The 15,454-nt window shown below is 59.6% G+C and carries 11 protein-coding genes and 4 pseudogenes; 6 read left to right on the top strand and 9 right to left on the bottom strand.

What is annotated here, in order from left to right; all coding sequences use genetic code 11:
• Positions 1–11: 11 nt before the first annotated feature.
• Genes CENDO_RS00960 through CENDO_RS00950 form a run of 3 tightly spaced genes read left to right on the top strand, consistent with a single transcriptional unit; the run spans position 12 to position 3,506 of the window.
• Positions 12–1,421, top strand: a complete 1,410-nt coding sequence (locus CENDO_RS00960; protein WP_210726548.1) for a DNA polymerase III subunit epsilon — start codon at positions 12–14, stop codon at positions 1,419–1,421.
• Positions 1,422–1,444: 23 nt separating this feature from the next.
• On the top strand, positions 1,445–2,758 hold the full coding sequence (locus CENDO_RS00955) for a Mur ligase family protein (RefSeq protein ID WP_136140365.1): 1,314 nt from the start codon (positions 1,445–1,447) through the stop codon (positions 2,756–2,758).
• Positions 2,751–3,506, top strand: a complete 756-nt coding sequence (locus tag CENDO_RS00950; protein WP_136140364.1) for a type 1 glutamine amidotransferase — start codon at positions 2,751–2,753, stop codon at positions 3,504–3,506. Before CENDO_RS00955 ends, CENDO_RS00950 begins: the two co-directional genes overlap by 8 nt.
• 226 nt (positions 3,507–3,732) lie before the next feature.
• Here the strand turns inward: CENDO_RS00950 and CENDO_RS00945 are convergent, their stop codons facing one another.
• The 6 genes from CENDO_RS00945 to CENDO_RS00920 all read right to left on the bottom strand — a co-directional run bounded on the left by CENDO_RS00945 (position 3,733) and on the right by CENDO_RS00920 (position 11,136).
• Positions 3,733–4,389, bottom strand: coding sequence for a recombination mediator RecR (locus CENDO_RS00945; protein ID WP_136140363.1), 657 nt, complete (start codon positions 4,387–4,389; stop codon positions 3,733–3,735).
• 96 nt (positions 4,390–4,485) lie between these two features.
• The gene (locus tag CENDO_RS00940; RefSeq protein WP_136140362.1) at positions 4,486–4,866 is read right to left on the bottom strand and encodes a YbaB/EbfC family nucleoid-associated protein; all 381 of its coding nucleotides are present in this window, start codon (positions 4,864–4,866) and stop codon (positions 4,486–4,488) included.
• A gap of 116 nt (positions 4,867–4,982) precedes the next feature.
• On the bottom strand, positions 4,983–7,715 hold the full coding sequence (locus tag CENDO_RS00935) for a DNA polymerase III subunit gamma and tau (protein WP_136140361.1): 2,733 nt from the start codon (positions 7,713–7,715) through the stop codon (positions 4,983–4,985).
• 36 nt (positions 7,716–7,751) lie between these two features.
• On the bottom strand, positions 7,752–8,213 hold the full coding sequence (locus CENDO_RS00930) for a suppressor of fused domain protein (RefSeq protein ID WP_246014321.1): 462 nt from the start codon (positions 8,211–8,213) through the stop codon (positions 7,752–7,754).
• A gap of 91 nt (positions 8,214–8,304) precedes the next feature.
• Entirely contained in the window at positions 8,305–9,576 is a 1,272-nt protein-coding gene (locus CENDO_RS00925) for an aspartate aminotransferase type Ic (RefSeq protein ID WP_136140359.1), read from the bottom strand.
• A gap of 177 nt (positions 9,577–9,753) precedes the next feature.
• Positions 9,754–11,136 carry an IS3 family transposase gene (locus CENDO_RS00920; protein WP_136140358.1) on the bottom strand — a complete coding sequence of 461 codons (1,383 nt, stop codon included), beginning with the start codon at positions 11,134–11,136 and terminating at the stop codon, positions 9,754–9,756.
• Positions 11,137–11,319: 183 nt separating this feature from the next.
• On the opposite strand from CENDO_RS00920, the pseudogene CENDO_RS00915 reads away from it, so the two are divergent.
• Positions 11,320–11,697: pseudogene (locus CENDO_RS00915) on the top strand (transposase-like zinc-binding domain-containing protein); the annotation flags it as partial.
• 35 nt (positions 11,698–11,732) lie between these two features.
• Here the strand turns inward: CENDO_RS00915 and CENDO_RS00910 are convergent.
• Positions 11,733–12,957: pseudogene (locus tag CENDO_RS00910) on the bottom strand (IS3 family transposase).
• A gap of 49 nt (positions 12,958–13,006) precedes the next feature.
• Positions 13,007–13,237: pseudogene (locus tag CENDO_RS00905) on the bottom strand (IS256 family transposase); the annotation flags it as partial.
• 81 nt (positions 13,238–13,318) lie between these two features.
• Here CENDO_RS00905 and CENDO_RS00900 point away from each other — a divergent pair.
• Both CENDO_RS00900 and CENDO_RS00895 read left to right on the top strand, forming a co-directional pair.
• A pseudogene (locus CENDO_RS00900) lies at positions 13,319–13,645 on the top strand (integrase core domain-containing protein); the annotation flags it as partial.
• 465 nt (positions 13,646–14,110) lie between these two features.
• Entirely contained in the window at positions 14,111–14,503 is a 393-nt protein-coding gene (locus CENDO_RS00895; protein ID WP_210726547.1) for a replication initiation protein, read from the top strand.
• Here CENDO_RS00895 and CENDO_RS11110 read toward each other — a convergent pair.
• Positions 14,424–14,867, bottom strand: coding sequence for a hypothetical protein (locus tag CENDO_RS11110; RefSeq protein WP_168707140.1), 444 nt, complete (start codon positions 14,865–14,867; stop codon positions 14,424–14,426). The two genes, CENDO_RS00895 and CENDO_RS11110, sit on opposite strands and share 80 nt — an antisense overlap.
• Positions 14,868–15,454: the final 587 nt, after the last annotated feature.

Below are 15,454 nucleotides of genomic sequence, written 5' to 3'. Positions count from 1 at the left end.
CACTGGACGGGATGATAAAGCCGCATGATTTTCGCCAGGCAGCGGGAACGCCACCCGCTGATTCGGCATGCCCCGATGAGCAGGACCCCCAGGCGGCTTTCCCCTTTATTGCACTGACTATTCAGTCCACCGGCATTCATCCGGCGACAAGCAGGCTGATCACGCTCGATGCGGTCACGCTCAGTGAATCCGGTGAGCATGGCGAAGAGTTTCACGTGGTATTCAACCCGGACGGCGATTGCGGACCCAAACATCAGCACGGCCTTACCCCTGAAGAGGTAGCGGAGGGCCAGCCCTTTTCCGGCGTGCTCAAAACCCTGGATGAACTCATCGATGGCCGCACGCTCATTCTCCATGACACTTCTTATACGTGGGGCTTTGTGGTCTCCGAGGCCCGCCGCGCCATGACCGCCGCCGCCCGGCAAAACCGTGCGCGCAACCGCGGCCGTAATCGCAATCGGCGCCGCCGCCAGAAGGTGGGGCACATCCCTAACCCCGCGGCGATTATTGACACCTTGGCCACCGCGCGCCGCCAGGCCGTACAGCTGACTGACATCCGCCTCAACGCCGTAGCGCTGGCCTATGGCCTCGACGTAGAGGCGCCGCAGGCCACGCCGCAACGCGCCAGTCGCCCGGAAGCAGAGACTTCCCGCGAGGCAACGCTCAACCTCATCGCGTTGGCTACAGCCCAACGCGAGCGCGGAAACCTAGCCACCATGGACCCGGAAAAGCTGCGCGCGGACCGCTTTGGCCTGCAGCGCTCCATGATCCGCAATGAGGCGATTAACGCTCCTCGCATGCACCATAATCCGGGCACCTATCAGCCGGGCAAGGAGCTTATCCGCGGCATGGAGATTGTGGTGGCGCCGGATATTGAGATGGACCCGGACGTTATCATCGAGGCGCTGGTCAAGGCCGAGCTCAACTACGTGGAAAAGCTTTCGCGTGAGTCTTCACTCGTGGTGTGCAACGTGACCACGGATCTCGTGGGCAAGCCCATGCACGCGGTGCGCAAGAACATCCCGCTGATGTCCGATGTGGCCTTCATGGAGGCCCTGGAGCGCATCCAGGACGCGATTCCCGCGCCGGAGAAGAAGGAACGTGAGGGCAAGCACGTTCCTAATTCCAACAACCGCAGCGCCCGCCGCCGTTCGAGCACCGGCTCATCCAAGAGCGGTTCGGGAACGAAACCCGGCCAAAAATCCGGACAAAAATCCAGCCAGAGGCCCACCCATGGCTCCGGCGGCGGAGCCAAGGATCCATCCGAGGGTTCAGCGAAAGGGAACACGAAAAACAAGCCGAAGAATGCTAATGGTGACGGCGGAAGAAATTCCGGGAAGAAAAACCAGCGTCGGCGTGGTGGGCGTGGTCGCCGTAGGCGAAATTCTTCCGGCAACGGTCGCGGGAACGGTAATTCTTAGGCCCAAACGCGTAACCTAGGACCATGAGTTTTTCACTTCCTGGTTCGCTAAAGAAGCTGCGCACCAAGGCGGCTACCACGGCGGCGACGCTGGCAACCACCGCATCGCGCGCAACTGGCCGCGGTGCGGGCGGCATGATTGGCGGTTTGATCGCTGGCGCCATTGACCCCAATATCATGACCTCACTGGGCGCTGGGCGTCCGGCGGTGCTGGTTACCGGCACCAATGGCAAGTCCACCACTACCCGCATGCTGGCGGCCGCCATGCGTTCCGCGTACACCGTAGCCACCAACGATGGCGGCGACAACATGGATGCCGGTATCATTTCCGCGCTCATGGCGGGCAAGGACGCATCCCGCATCGTGTTGGAAGTAGATGAGCTGCACGTGCCGCACGTGGCTGAAAAGCTCAAGCCACAGGCACTGGTGCTGCTCAACCTCTCCCGTGACCAGCTGGACCGCGTGGGTGAAATCAACAAAATTGAGCGCGCGCTGCGCGGCGCGGTGGAAGCCAACCCAGACATGTTGGTGATTGCTAACTGCGATGACGTGTTGATGACCTCGGTCGCCTTTGACGCAAAGAAGGTCATTTGGGTCTCCGCCGGCGCCGGCTGGCTCGGCGATTCCGTCTCTTGCCCGCGAACCGGCGGCCACATTGTCTCCTCGGACGGTGACTGGTACGCGGTTAAGCCGCTGCCGGACGGCCGCGAGTTCCGCCGCCCTACGCCTTCCTGGGTTGTAGATGAAGAGGGCCTGCATACCCCACAAGGAACCTCGGAACTAAACCTGGCGCTGCCGGGACGCGCCAACCGTGGCAACGCGGCACAGGCTATCGCCGCCGCGGTTGAGGGCTTCGGCGTGGAGCTGGAACCCGCCGTCAAAGCCGCAGAGTCCGTCGCCGACGTGGCCGGCCGTTACTCCACCGTCCACTTGGGAGACCATGAAATCCGTCTCCTGCTGGCCAAGAACCCCGCAGGTTGGCAGGAAGCCCTGTCCATGGTGGACCGCGACGCAGATGGCCTGGTCATCGCGGCCAATGGGCAAGTTGCCGATGGCGTGGACATGTCCTGGCTGTGGGACGTTAGATTCGAGCACTTTGAGGGCATTGCCGTCAAGGCCTCCGGCGAGCGCGGCACGGACCTCGCAGTGCGCCTGGTCTACGCGGACATTTCCCACGAGCTCATCAAGGACCCGGTCGAGGCTATTAAGTCCTGCCCGCCCGGCCGGGTTGAGGTCCTGGCAAACTACACGGCGTTTCGTGATTTGAAGAAGGCGCTGGAGCGCGCCGCCGCAGTTGAGAAGGCAGAGCAGGCAGACAAGGAGGCCACCAATGGCTAATGAGCTCAATATTGGTCTGGTACTGCCGGACGTCCTGGGTACCTACGGCGATGACGGCAATGCGCTGGTATTGCGCCAACGCGCGCGCATGCGCGGCTGGAATGCCACCATCCACACCATCCGCCTGGGCGAGCCCATCCCTGAGACCCTGGACATCTACACCCTTGGCGGGGGCGAGGACGTGGCGCAGATTCTGGCCGCGGAACACATCATCGCGGATGGCGGCCTCACCCGCGCCGCCAACGCGGGCCGGCCAATTCTTGCAATCTGCGCTGGCTTCCAAGTCCTAGGTGAATCCTTCCGCGCCTCGGGCCGCGTCGTGGACGGCGTGGGCCTCATCGATGCCACCACCACCCCGCTGCAGGAACGTTCCATCGGCGAGGTAGCCTCCACCCCAACCGGCACCGGCATTACCGCGGGCCTGACCGAGCGCCTGACCGGCTTCGAAAACCACATGGGCGCCACCATTTTGGGCCCAGAGGCTAAGCCCTTGGGCACCGTCACCCGCGGCACCGGCAATTCCGATAAGGCCGCAACCGAAGACCTTCCGGATGCGGCCGTCCAGGTCACCTCGGAGGGCGCCGTCCAGGGCAGCGTTGTGGCCACCTACATGCACGGTCCGGCGTTGGCCCGCAATCCACAGCTCGCCGATCTACTCTTCGCCCAGGCCACCGGCCAAAGCCTCGAGGAACTGGAACCGCTGGATATTCCGGCCGTGGAGCAGCTGCGCAAGGAACGCATGTCCTAGCCCTCATAAAGGCTCGCCCCGGCAACGCACTGCGGTTCCATGGCGCTAGAAGCTCCGCAACTGCGCGGCTAGAGGCTTGCGTTCCCGCAATTCACGGCGGCGGTGACGGCCGCGCGGCGGCACCGGGCCGCCACACGCAATGGGCTGGGCGGGGCGCGCGCCTTTTGCGGCGCCCGCGCTCACCGCGATCAGTGGGCCGCGCCGAAGTGTCTTATTTCCGGCATCTTTACACGGTCAGCCTGCCGGATAACGCACGCGATAGCGTGAGTTCATCCACGAATTCCAGGTCTCCGCCCAGCGGCATTCCCGAGGCCAACCGCGTGATCTTCAAATCCGGGAAGTCTTTTAACAGCCTGACCAGGTATGCCGCGGTGGCCTCACCCTCCGTGTTAGGGTCCGTAGCCAGGATGACCTCCTTGATGGAAGGCGTCTCATCATAGAGTGGATTGTCCGGTGTGGAATCCGCCAACTCACGGTCCGGCAGGACCCCGCCTATGCGCTGCAAGAGCTGGGTTATATTCAGGTTTTTTGGACCAATATTCGCCAACGGATCCAGCGCGCCGCCCAGCACGTGGTAGCGGCCGGTGTATTCACCGGTGCGCTCGATGACCTGAATGTCCTTCGGCTCCTCCACCACGCAGATGGTCCCCGCGTCGCGTTGGGAGTTCACACAGATGCGGCACACGGACTCGCGGGAAATATTGCTGCAGATTCTGCAGAACGTCACGCCATCGCGCACCGCGCCCAGCGCGTTTTGCAGGCGCGTTACGTCCTCCGGGTCCATGTGCAGCACGTGGAAGGCAATGCGCTGGGCACTCTTAGGTCCCACACCCGGCAGGCGGGAGAACTCATCGATGAGATCTTGTAGTGGGCCTTCAAACACGGCATGGTCCTTTCATCAAAGTCATGACAAACGCCGGATGTCTCCCCTAGAGGAGGTTCATCCGGCGTCTAAGTCTAGGTTAGCGAGGGGCAGGTTTTACTGACCGCCACCGAATACATCCTGGAAGGATGGCCCGTCATAGCCCTGCTGGGACTGACCCATGCCCTGGGACAGCGGACCAATCTTTTCCTGAGCCAGCTGACCGGCCTTGGCGTGAGCGTCCTTGAAAGCTCCGATGATGAGGTCCTGAAGGGTCTCTACGTCATCGGCATTCGCTACGGACGGGTCGATGGTTACGTCCAGCAGCTCCGCGCCGCCGGTCATGGTGACCTTGACCAGGCCGTTGCCCGCGGTGCCCTCTACCTTGGCTGCGAGGATTTCTTCCTGAGCCTTCTGCAATTCAGCCTGTACGCGTGCCGCCTGGGCCAGCAGCTCGTTCATGTCATTAGCCTGGTTCATTGGATTTGGTTCGGTCATGGTTGCACCTTTCAACGTCTAAGTTTGTCTCACGGCAAGTGTACCTAGCTACTGCGGCATCGGCTTCCTGAGCGGCCTGCAGATCGCTTTCAGCTAAACACCTTGCTTGCGGGCTCCTAGGCCCTGCGCGCGCCTAGCTCTTTTTCCAACAATTCCATCGCAACCTCGGTGGAAGAGCGGTGATCATGCTCGCCTGCCTCCTGGGCGGCCTCGATCATCTCCCGTTCTTCATCGTCACGGCTGTACGGTTGTGGTGGCTCTTGGCGCGCCGCCGTCTGGTTGTTCGCCTGGCCCGCCTGCTGCGCGGGAGCCTGGTGCTGCTGACGCGGCGGATAGTAATTCTCCTCCTCCGGCGGCGCTGGCGGGTAGTCATCCTCAGGCTCCGGCGGCAGCGGGACGCCATTGCTAAAGGCGTTTTTGTTGAACTCTTCCTCCCGCTGGGCGGTCAACTGGGTAACCTGGGCAATTTTATCCTGCCAGCTGGGCCTCCCGTGACGCTGCGGTGGCTGCGCGGGCTGCGACGCCCGCGGCGACGGCTGCGGTGGCGCGGGGCGCGCAGCCTCGCCAAAGCTCCGGTGCGCTGGCTGTTCCTGCGGCTGATGGTTTACCTCATCGGGTTGCTCGCGGGCGGGCTGCGGGTTCTCTCCGCCGATGGGCCGCGGTGCGCCCCACCCTCCGGTAGACGCCTTTGGCGCGGGTGAGGATTCCGGGGCCCGTTGTGCTGCCGGCTGCGATTCGGCTTCGGCCTCCTTTTCCTCTGGGGTTTCTACCTCGGGGTTAGCCTCCTGCTGCGCCTCGTGCTGGCTGCGTGGTTGCTCATCCTCAGCCGGGCCAGAGTAGACGTCTCCTGGCGATTGCTCATGAGTTCCGGCCTCTGCTTCCTCCGCCCGCGCCGGCCGGTCCCGCTGCGCGCCTTGGTCCCGTGGCGCTGGCCGTTCCTGCCGCTTAGGAGCCGGACTCTCAGGCTCCTGTTCGTCAGACTCAGGCTCGTCATGCGCGGTTTCCTGAGCCGATTCCTTCTGTGGATTCCACGTTGGCCGAGGCCCAGCCGGGGCCGAGAACCCGGCCTTTTCCGGGTCGGTTCCAATGATGCAATTAACCGAAAGTTCTACCTCGAGGCGCTCCTTCAGCGCCTCGACGATCGCCGAATTATTGTCATCCGCGTTCAAGCGTTCCGCCAAGGCACCCGTGGTGTGGCCGAGGACTAGGGTGCCATCCTTTATCCCCAGGACGCGCGCCTCCGTCAGCATGATTTCCGCCGGCTTGCGCTTCTTGCCCACGGCGACACGGATGGCGGCCCACTCGGAACGGATCTTTTCAGTCAGCTCCTCCGGGCTTGCCTGTGGCGTTGCAACCTCCTGCTGCTCCTCCGGCTGGGATGGGGCAGCCTGCCCCGGCGCTGGCGCAGACTCAGGCGCGGGCTGAGACGAATTGAGCTGGGCCGGCCCCGCCAGCTGCGTTGGCTCCGGCTGGGACGGCTGCGCTTGCTGGGCCGGCTCTGCGGGCTGCGGTGCCTCAGCTGTTTGAGTCCGTTGGGCCGCTTGGGCAGGCTGGGTTGACTGGCCTGGTTCGGGCTTAACCTGCTGCGCGTTCCGCCGGCGGTTTGCGATGGCGGCCGCGGCTGCCGCGGCGGCCTCGGCTCCGCTTTGCCCCGAGCGGGAAGGACGCTCAGACTCGGCGGCCGGAGCGGATGCGCTTTGAGCCGAAGCGCCTTGGCGAGGAGCCTCGAAGGAAGGCTGGTTTTCCTGCACTGGAGCGGCCGCGGAGACCAAGTTTGCGCACAAGATCTCCAGCAGCAGGCGCGGCGACGTGGCGCCACGCAGCTGCGCTACCTGCTCGTTGACCTTGGCGGCCAAGAACGCCAGGTGCTGACCACTGAAAGACTGCGCCTGCTGTGCAAGGACTGAGGCGCGGTCAGTAGGGGCATCCACCAATCCCGCCTCGCAGGCATCAGGGACGGCCTGCAAGACCATCAAATCGCGCAGGCGGTCAAGCAGGTCCACGGCGAACCGGCGGGGCTCATGGCCGGCCTCAATCACGTCATCGACAAGCTTGAACAGCCCGGCCTTATCCCCGGCCGCCAGAGCCGCGATGGTGTCATCGATGAGCGTGAGATCCGTGACCCCCAGCAGCGGGCGGGCAAGTTCATAGGTCAATCCGTCAGGGCCCGCGCCGGCAAGGAGCTGGTCCAGGATGGACAAAGTATCGCGCGGGGAACCGCCTCCGGCCTGAATGACCATGGGGTACACCGCATCATCCACATGGACGTCCTCAGAGGCCACCGTGCGCTGCAAAAGGCCCTTCATGGCGGGCGGGGTTAGAAGGCGGAACGGGTAGTGATGGGTGCGCGAACGGATGGTGCCGATGATTTTCTCCGGCTCAGTGGTCGCGAAGATAAAAATCACGTGCTCCGGCGGCTCCTCAACCACCTTCAGCAGGGCATTGGCGCCGGACTGGGAGATCATGTGCGCCTCATCGATGATGAAAATGCGGTACCGGGACTCAGCCGGCGCGTAGTAGGCGCGATCACGCAGTTCACGCATGTCATCGACGCCGTTGTGGGACGCGGCGTCAAGCTCAGTCACGTCCAGGTTGCCCGGCCCACCAGGGGCCAGGGATACGCAGCTAGGGCAGGTGCCACACGGCTGTGAGGTAGGCCCCTGGGCGCAGTTCAAGGAACGCGCCATGATGCGGGCCGAGGAGGTCTTGCCGCAGCCGCGCGGGCCCGAAAATAGGTACGCATGGTTGATGCGCCCCGAATCAAGGGCTGCCGACAATGGTGCGGTGACCTGTTCCTGGCCTACTACCTCTGCGAAAGTTGCTGGACGATATTTCCGATAAAGAGCCACGGGGCAAAGTCTACCGGTTCAGCCGGACAAGCTCCCCTACTCGTTGGCGCGAGCGTAATCCAGCAGGTCGATTCCGTGTTCCTCCGCGGCGGCCTGAAACGCCGCCACGCCCTCCTCCACGACGAAGGCATACTCGGAATCGGTAAGCATCAGCAGCTGGCATACCAATGTCATGCGGCCGGGCTCCGTGAACTGAGGGGAATCCCCGCCCCACAGGTACGGGGCGATGAGCAAACCATGCTTGACGCTCATGCCCTCTATATCGACGATAGACGGCAGCATGACCCCGGGCTGGGCGGGGATTATCCCCTGCGCCTTCTCCAGTGACTCTGCGGCGCCCAGCACAACGGCGGCCACGTCAGCCTGGGTGCCGCGGGCCACGGCGAGGAGTTCGGTGCGGACGTCCGTCGAGGAGGCGTCGGCAAGCTGAAGGCCCGTATCCACCTGACTAAACTCCGTGGTCACCGCCAGAGACTGGCCGCCCTCCAGCGAGGCCAAGCCTAGATGCCGCCCGTCAACGTACTTAAATTCAAGCGGCGCCGGGATGGCCTGGTCTAACCACAGGGCGGTCTCTTCGCGATTAATGGTTTTATGCCTCCAGCTTCTCCAGGGCCGCGAGCAGAACGCAGGTGGCCACGCCATCCATGGCGGCCTCAACTTCCTCCAGCGGTGGAAGGGAAGGCGCCAGGCGGATGTTGCGGTCATTGGGGTCCTCACCCAACGGGAAGGAGGCGCCGGCCTTGGTCAGCACGATGCCGGCATCCTTGGCCAGCTCCCACACGCGGGTGGCGGTGCCATCCACCACGTCGAGGGAGATGAAGTAGCCGCCCTCAGGCTTGGTCCACTGGGCAACGTTGTACTTGCCCAGGCGGGATTCAAGGATGCCTAGAACCGCATCAAACTTTGGCTTGAGCAGGCCGGCGTGGCGGCGCATCACCGCACGCACGCCCTCGGCGGAGCCAAAGAACTTGGCGTGCGCCAGCTGGTTCATCTTGTTAGGGCCAATCCCACGAACGCCGGCATACTTCAGGTACCACTCCAGGTTGGCCTCGGACGAGGCAAAGAACGCTACGCCGGAACCGGCGTGGGTGATCTTCGAGGTGGAAGAAAACTGCCAGAAGCGGTTAGGGTTACCGGCCTCCTCAGAGACGGTGAGAACGTCGATGAGCTCCGGGAACTCATCGCCCAGCGGGTGCACGGCATAAGCGTTATCCCACAGGATGCGGAAGTCAGGCGCGGCGGTCTCCATGGACGCGAGCTCCTTGACAACCTCCTCGGAGAAGGTCACGCCGGTTGGGTTGGAGTACACCGGGACGGTCCACATGCCCTTGACCGCGGGATCCTTGACCAATTCCTTGACCGCGGCCATATCCGGGCCATCCTCCAGCATAGGAACAGGAATCATCTCAAAGCCGAAGGCCTCAGTGATGGTGTGGTGGCGGTCATAACCCGGGACCGGGCAGATCCACTTGAGGGATTCTTCCTGGGACCATGGACGCTCAGAGTCGTTGGTGCCAAAGGTGTACGCCCAGGAGATCAGGTCAAACTGAATGTTCAGAGAGGAAGAATCCCCCGCGAGGATGTTTCCAAGTGGGACGCCAATCAGGTTGCCCCACAGCTCACGGATGTCACGGATTCCCTTAGCGTTGCCGTAGTTGCGAGCGTCCACATTATCCGCGTCGGTGAAATTGTCCTGGCCCGGCAGCTCTAGCAGATCATTGGACAGATCCAGCTGCGCGCGCGATGGCTTACCGCGGGTGAGGTCTAGCTTGAGGCCCTTGGCCTTGAGCTCCTCATACTGCGTGCGGGTCTGCTCAGTGAGTTCCTTGAGTTGTTCAGGGTTTAGTTCCAGGAGCGACATCTAATGCTCGCCTGCCTTCCGGTAATGGAGAAGTTTTATCCCCAACCATCATAATGGCCCGTATCACGAATATCAGCGACTAGCGCCCCCTGCGCCGCGATTTCTAACCCGCGATTCCCGGTCTCCGGTATGGGTTAAGGGTCAAAAAAAGGGGATGCGGACATTTTTTAGGAACATTTAGAGTAGTAAATTGCGTCGGCGTTGATTGATGCTTAATCCGCCGTATTCAAGTTTGATTCTTCGTTCGTTATAGAAGTCAACATAGTCATGAATTGCGTGCTCTAACTCGTCGCGATGGCGCCATTTACGCCCGTAAAACATCTCATTCTTCATTCGACCGAACAATCCCTCGCACGCCGAATTGTCCGGTGAGCATCCTTTCTTCGACATCGAACGAACAAAGCCGATGTCCCGGGAGGCTTGGATCCAACTGTTACCTCGGTAATGGCAACCCCGATCGGAATGAATCACTAATTTTGTTGGGTCTGCAGGGCCATCACTTTCAATCGCCTGAGCTAGGCAATCGTCAGCAAGTTTCTGATTGGGATGGTGGCTCGTCGTTGCTCCTACAATCTTTCCGTCGAAACAATCCACCAACGCTGAAAAGTATATTTTTCCGTCATCAGCAGGGAATTCTGAAATATCTGTCAACCACAGTAACCCAGGCTTATCAGCATGAAAATTCCGTTTAACCAGGTTCGGCGGTGCATCTGAAATCTCACCGCGATATGACGAATAACCACGCTTTTTCTTAACGTAGCGCACCGTTAACCCTTCGGCAGAAATGATTCGACGTACAACTTTCTCACTGACCTTGATGCCTAAGTTTTTCAGCTGAATCCATACGCGACGATATCCGTAACTAAATCCGGAATCTTCTACGATTTCGGTAATTTTTTCGGTCAGCCCCGCATATTTTGAAGGGGCCTTGAGCACGTTGAGCTGGTAGTAGAAGCTAGATGAGGATAGTCCGACGATATCGAGCAGCAGTGAAATTGGGAACGTAGACCGTAACGCATCGACCACAATGGCTTTAAACCTGTTACTGAGGTTGGTCGGGTCGATGCTGTCGTCTTTTTTTATTTCTTCCAGCTCTTTCTCTAACACAGCCTTTTCTACTGATAGGCGCGCTGCCAGCTTCTTAAGTTCCGTCGCATCGTCTGGAAGTGACTTTTCAAAAGCTTTGTGAGTTACGATACCTGCTGACTGTTTGCGTTCAGTTGCGCTCATCAACCCCCACTTTCCTTCTTCGCGGAATCGTTGAGCCCAAGCATAGACGCTCATTTTCGAGTTCAGCGACAACTCGGCTGCAACGGCATCAGGAGACATGCCGGAGACAAAGAGTTCGACAGCTTTAAGCTTTGTCGCAAATGGGTAGCGTTTCAAGCTTGTACGCCGAATAGGGGCGGCTGGGGGTTCAGAACGTTCCCTAATCCAGCGATGGAGCGTCCAACGGCCTGGGTAGCCCAACTCCCGGACAGTCTGTGTAGCAGATTGAGTTCTGTCGAATACTTCTAATGCCTTAAGTCGTTGGGCATCCGTGTATCGAATATTAGTCATGCGGAAAATCCTCCAGGATTTCGTCCGCATCCCCAAAATGTGTGTCTGGAATTAGAGTTTTTCGGTCTCTGAACTAGGTATTTGCTGGAAATATATGCCCGCGGAGCATATATCGAATGACTGGGCTGGAAATACACGGTGTGGCAGCTTTGATGTGGTAGTGCCCGGTGGTGTGGTAATTCAATGCCCAAGCACCGACCACGCTGCCACTGCGGCAATGTCATGAAACGCAACGGCACCACAACAAGCGGTAAAACTCGATGGCGCTGCACAGCCTGCGGCGCCTCCGTCACCAAGACCCGCAGTGATATCAGCAATGCAGCGGTGTTTCGAAGTTTTATCGAGCACTGCACATCCACCACATCTTTACAACAAACAGCGCTCACAGCCGGAGTCAGCCTCTCCACCATAAAACGGCGTTTTTCCTGGTGCTGGCTCGTTGAGATACCCGACCCCATGATCGGTCATACCGGCCGTATCTACGATCAAATCTTTCTTGACGGCACCTACACCGCCGGTGGGTGCCTTATCGTGGCAGCAACCCTAGACCACGTCCTCGCCTGTGAAGCGTCCTGGGTTTAGTTCCGCTTCTTTTACTACCCCATACTGACGGGCTGGGTGAGATAGTACTCGATTTCTACTTCTCGTGGGGTGGCGTAGTCCAAAGCTTCATGAAGCCGTTTGGTGTTCCACCAATGCACCCACCGCAAGGTGGCCAGTTCGACTTCTCCGACCGACGTCCACGGGCCCTGGGCATGAATCAGTTCAGCCTTGTAGAGACCGTTGACTGTTTCGGCTAGTGCATTGTCGTAAGAATCGCCGACTGTTCCCACACTCGGGCGGATTCCTGACTCAGCTAGCGCAGTGGAATACTTCAGTGACACATACTGGCTGCCCCGATCGCTATGGTGAATTAACTGGTTTCCATGGATTCGCCCTGCAGTCGTTAACGCATGCTCCAAAGCCTCCATCGGCAGCGCGTCGGTGCGCATCGTCGAGCGTGTAGCGACACCAACAATTTTTCGGCTGAATACATCCACGACAAACGCGGTATAGGCGAATCCTGACAGGGTGCGAACGTAGGTAATGTCGGCAACCCAAAGCCTGCCTGGTGCCTGCGCACGGAAGTTTCGGCGCACAAGGTCCCCGGCGATGATCCGGTGCCTTTGAGTTAATCGTTGTCACAGGGGTTCGTCCACGTCGGCGGCCGGAAACACCGGCTAGTTTCATTAACCGGGCTGTCTTGTCGCGGCCGATATGAAAGCCTTCACGGTTCATCGCGTACCACATTTTACGGATGCCGTAGACCGAGAAATTCTGCGCATGCACACGCCGTATCTCTGGGATGAGCAGGCTATCGCTTAAGGCCCTTGCGCTGGGAACACGTGTGGTGGCTTTGCGGTAGCCGCGTGAAGTAATGAATCCACGATCTGCTTGTTTAAGGACTCGGCAGATGGCCTCGACCCCAAATTGATCCTTGTACGCGTCGATGTAGGAGATCATTTGGTCGTGGGTCGGTCGAGTTCCGCTGCGAAAAAAGCCGAAGCTGTCTTTAAAATCCCGTTTGCTCGTTTCAGTTCGCGGTTTTCGCGGCGCAGACGCTTGAGCTCTTCTTCCATTGTTTCGCCGCCTGAAGCGTCAGAATTATCGCGTACGCAGGCGCTGTCACGGTACCAAGCCCGCAACGTGTGGTGGGATACTCCAAGCAGCTCACCGACCTGACGTGTAGGCGCGTTGCAGTGAGCAAGACTCCAGGCGGACCATTTCGATGATCTGATGGACCGCCTTCTCCTTGAACTCGACGGAATATTTTCTAGGCATAGTTCAATCCTTCCTTAGCTGAGGTAGGAACTAAACCCAGGACGCTTCATCCAGCAGCAGCTTTAGCGCTCCTGTCGCCAGACTCGTAGCCAAGGTGGGCATCCATTTCAGCGTTGAGGCCTCTGGTAATCGAGGCTTGTAACATGCCGCGAACCAAGTCATTGGCATCCGTTGTAGACGTGCCTAGGTCATCAATCAGTTTCGCGATTTCAGGGTTAGCAAGCAGCTTCTTTTCAATCGCATCAATCTTGGCCTTATCAGCCGGATCTCGTCGTGCCATAGTTGTCATTGTGGTCCATCTCCTTGCGCGGGTTAGGTACCCACACACAAACCATCAGACACTCTCGGGCGAATCCATGGAAACCAGTTAATTCACCATAGCGATCGGGGCAGCCAGTATGTGTCACTGAAGTATTCCACTGCGCTAGCTGAGTCAGGAATCCGCCCGAGTGTGGGAACAGTCGGCGATTCTTACGACAATGCACTAGCCGAAACAGTCAACGGTCTCTACAAGGCTGAACTGATTCATGCCCAGGGCCCGTGGACGTCGGTCGGAGAAGTCGAACTGGCGACCTTGCGGTGGGTGCATTGGTGGAACACCAAACGGCTTCATGAAGCTTTGGACTACGCCACCCCACGAGAAGTAGAAATCGAGTACTATCTCACCCAGCCCGTCAGTATGGGGTAGTAAAAGAAGCGGAACGAAACCCAGGACGCTTCAATATACGGTTCCCCTGGCGTTAGGCAGTTAAGTAAAACCTCTCTTAACAAGATTAGGTTGGATGAATTATGTCCCGGTGTCACTAAGAGTGCGTAAGGTGTGTGGTTGTAGGGCCGGTTTTCGGCCCGGAGCGCGGGAAGTGAGACGGGTCGACGATGGTCCGGGGAGAAGGGGCGACCGGTGGGTGCAAGGGAAGGGTGACAGCCGGGTGTGCAGGAACCCCGCCGGGGAAGGAGCTAGCTTCGCTCGAACAGGAAAGAGTTCTTCAGGGGAACCCCCTAACCCCCCGGAAGTATCTGACTTGGTTCCTTTGCTAGTTTGAGCATGCCGAGAAAATGAACCAGGGGTGTGCACACCCGTATGCGAGGGTTAGGCCATGTCCACTCCCACCGTTCGCCCTGACGGGCGCTTCGAGCAGCTCTGGCTGCCGTTGTGGCCGCTTGCGTCAGACAATTTGCGCAACGGGATCTACCGCACCAGCCGCGAAAAGCGCTTGGTAAGCGCTACATCGAGGCGAACCCGGACGCGGTGAGCAATCTCCTGGTCGTCGACATCGATCACGACGACGCGCTTTTGCGGACGATGTGGGACCGCGACGGCTGGCGACCCAACGCCGTGGTCGAAAACCCGGCCAACGGGCACGCGCACGCCGTGTGGGCGCTCGCCGCACCGTTTTGCCCGAACCGAATACGCCCGCCGTGCCTAAAACGAACGCCCGGAAAGACCAGGCGAGCGGCACTCAAATCTACTGTGCGGAGTCTGCCGCCAGATGTCCCAGACCAATCGAATTCAGGATCCCCCCAAAGATCCGTGGATTCTTCATGATCCACTTTGCGACCGTTGGGCCTGCCAGACCTCCGCCGATGCAGGAGGCAAGGATATTCCCCATCAGTCCAGCGTTGTGGGCATACCCTGCATTCCCATCCAACGCGGCCAATGAGGGGTACGCAGAAGCTGCGCACATCGCAATCCGGGCACCGATGATCACAGCCGGGGCTATGCGGGGAGCAACTCCCTCATTGTGGCCCATCTGTCGCTGTACAGAGTGCGTGATAGCCCGTTCGTAGCCTTCTGGGTCAGCAGTCGGGTCTGGGAATTCCTCGGAAGCCTCTTCGATGGCCGTTAGCATGACTTCGTCGGGGATGCTATCATCAAAGGAATCCTCGACCTGAAGAGAGTCCTGCTCCATAGTTTGCGTATTAGAATGGACCGGCGTCGCGCTAGCCACTGGTACAGTGAAAGAAACGGTCAGGGCAGCAATCAAAGCGGTCACTGTTACACGAGTCTTAATAGCCATACGGAGAGGATATCAAAGGTTTTCTCTCCCCGTTTAGGACGACTGCAACAGGGGGTACGAAAGTACATGAAACGCCTAATATTGGGAATCGCTATTGGTCTTCTAGCAGGAGGGATTATCGTCTTTATTGCGACCTCCTACGTAGACCTCACATCACCTTTTTCCTGGTTAGTTTTCTTCATCTCTGCGGTCATTGTGGGAGCCGCCGTCGAAATGATCTTTGGGGGAGACAAACGCGGAAAAAGCGCCTCTGAACCAGACAGTGATACTCGTTCTTGATGTCTCCGCGCGCCCCCCCTATCTCCGTTTTCGCGCGTCGTTGGGCGCGGTTTAACCCGGCATCCGTTTGTGCTAGCTGCCGTAGTTGGAGGTTGCGGGCGCGGTCGAGTTCAAGGTTTTGGTGCTGCCGCGAAAGTCGCGTGTGCGACTTCCTTGCCCCGTGTGATTGTGACGTCCTGGCGCTCGCAGTTATTGCTAGC

The sequence above is a fragment of the Corynebacterium endometrii genome (assembly GCF_004795735.1).
Taxonomy (GTDB): Bacteria; Actinomycetota; Actinomycetes; order Mycobacteriales; family Mycobacteriaceae; genus Corynebacterium; species Corynebacterium endometrii.
The sequence above is the reverse complement of the archived record's forward strand: the minus strand, read 5'-3'. Positions and strand labels throughout refer to the sequence as shown.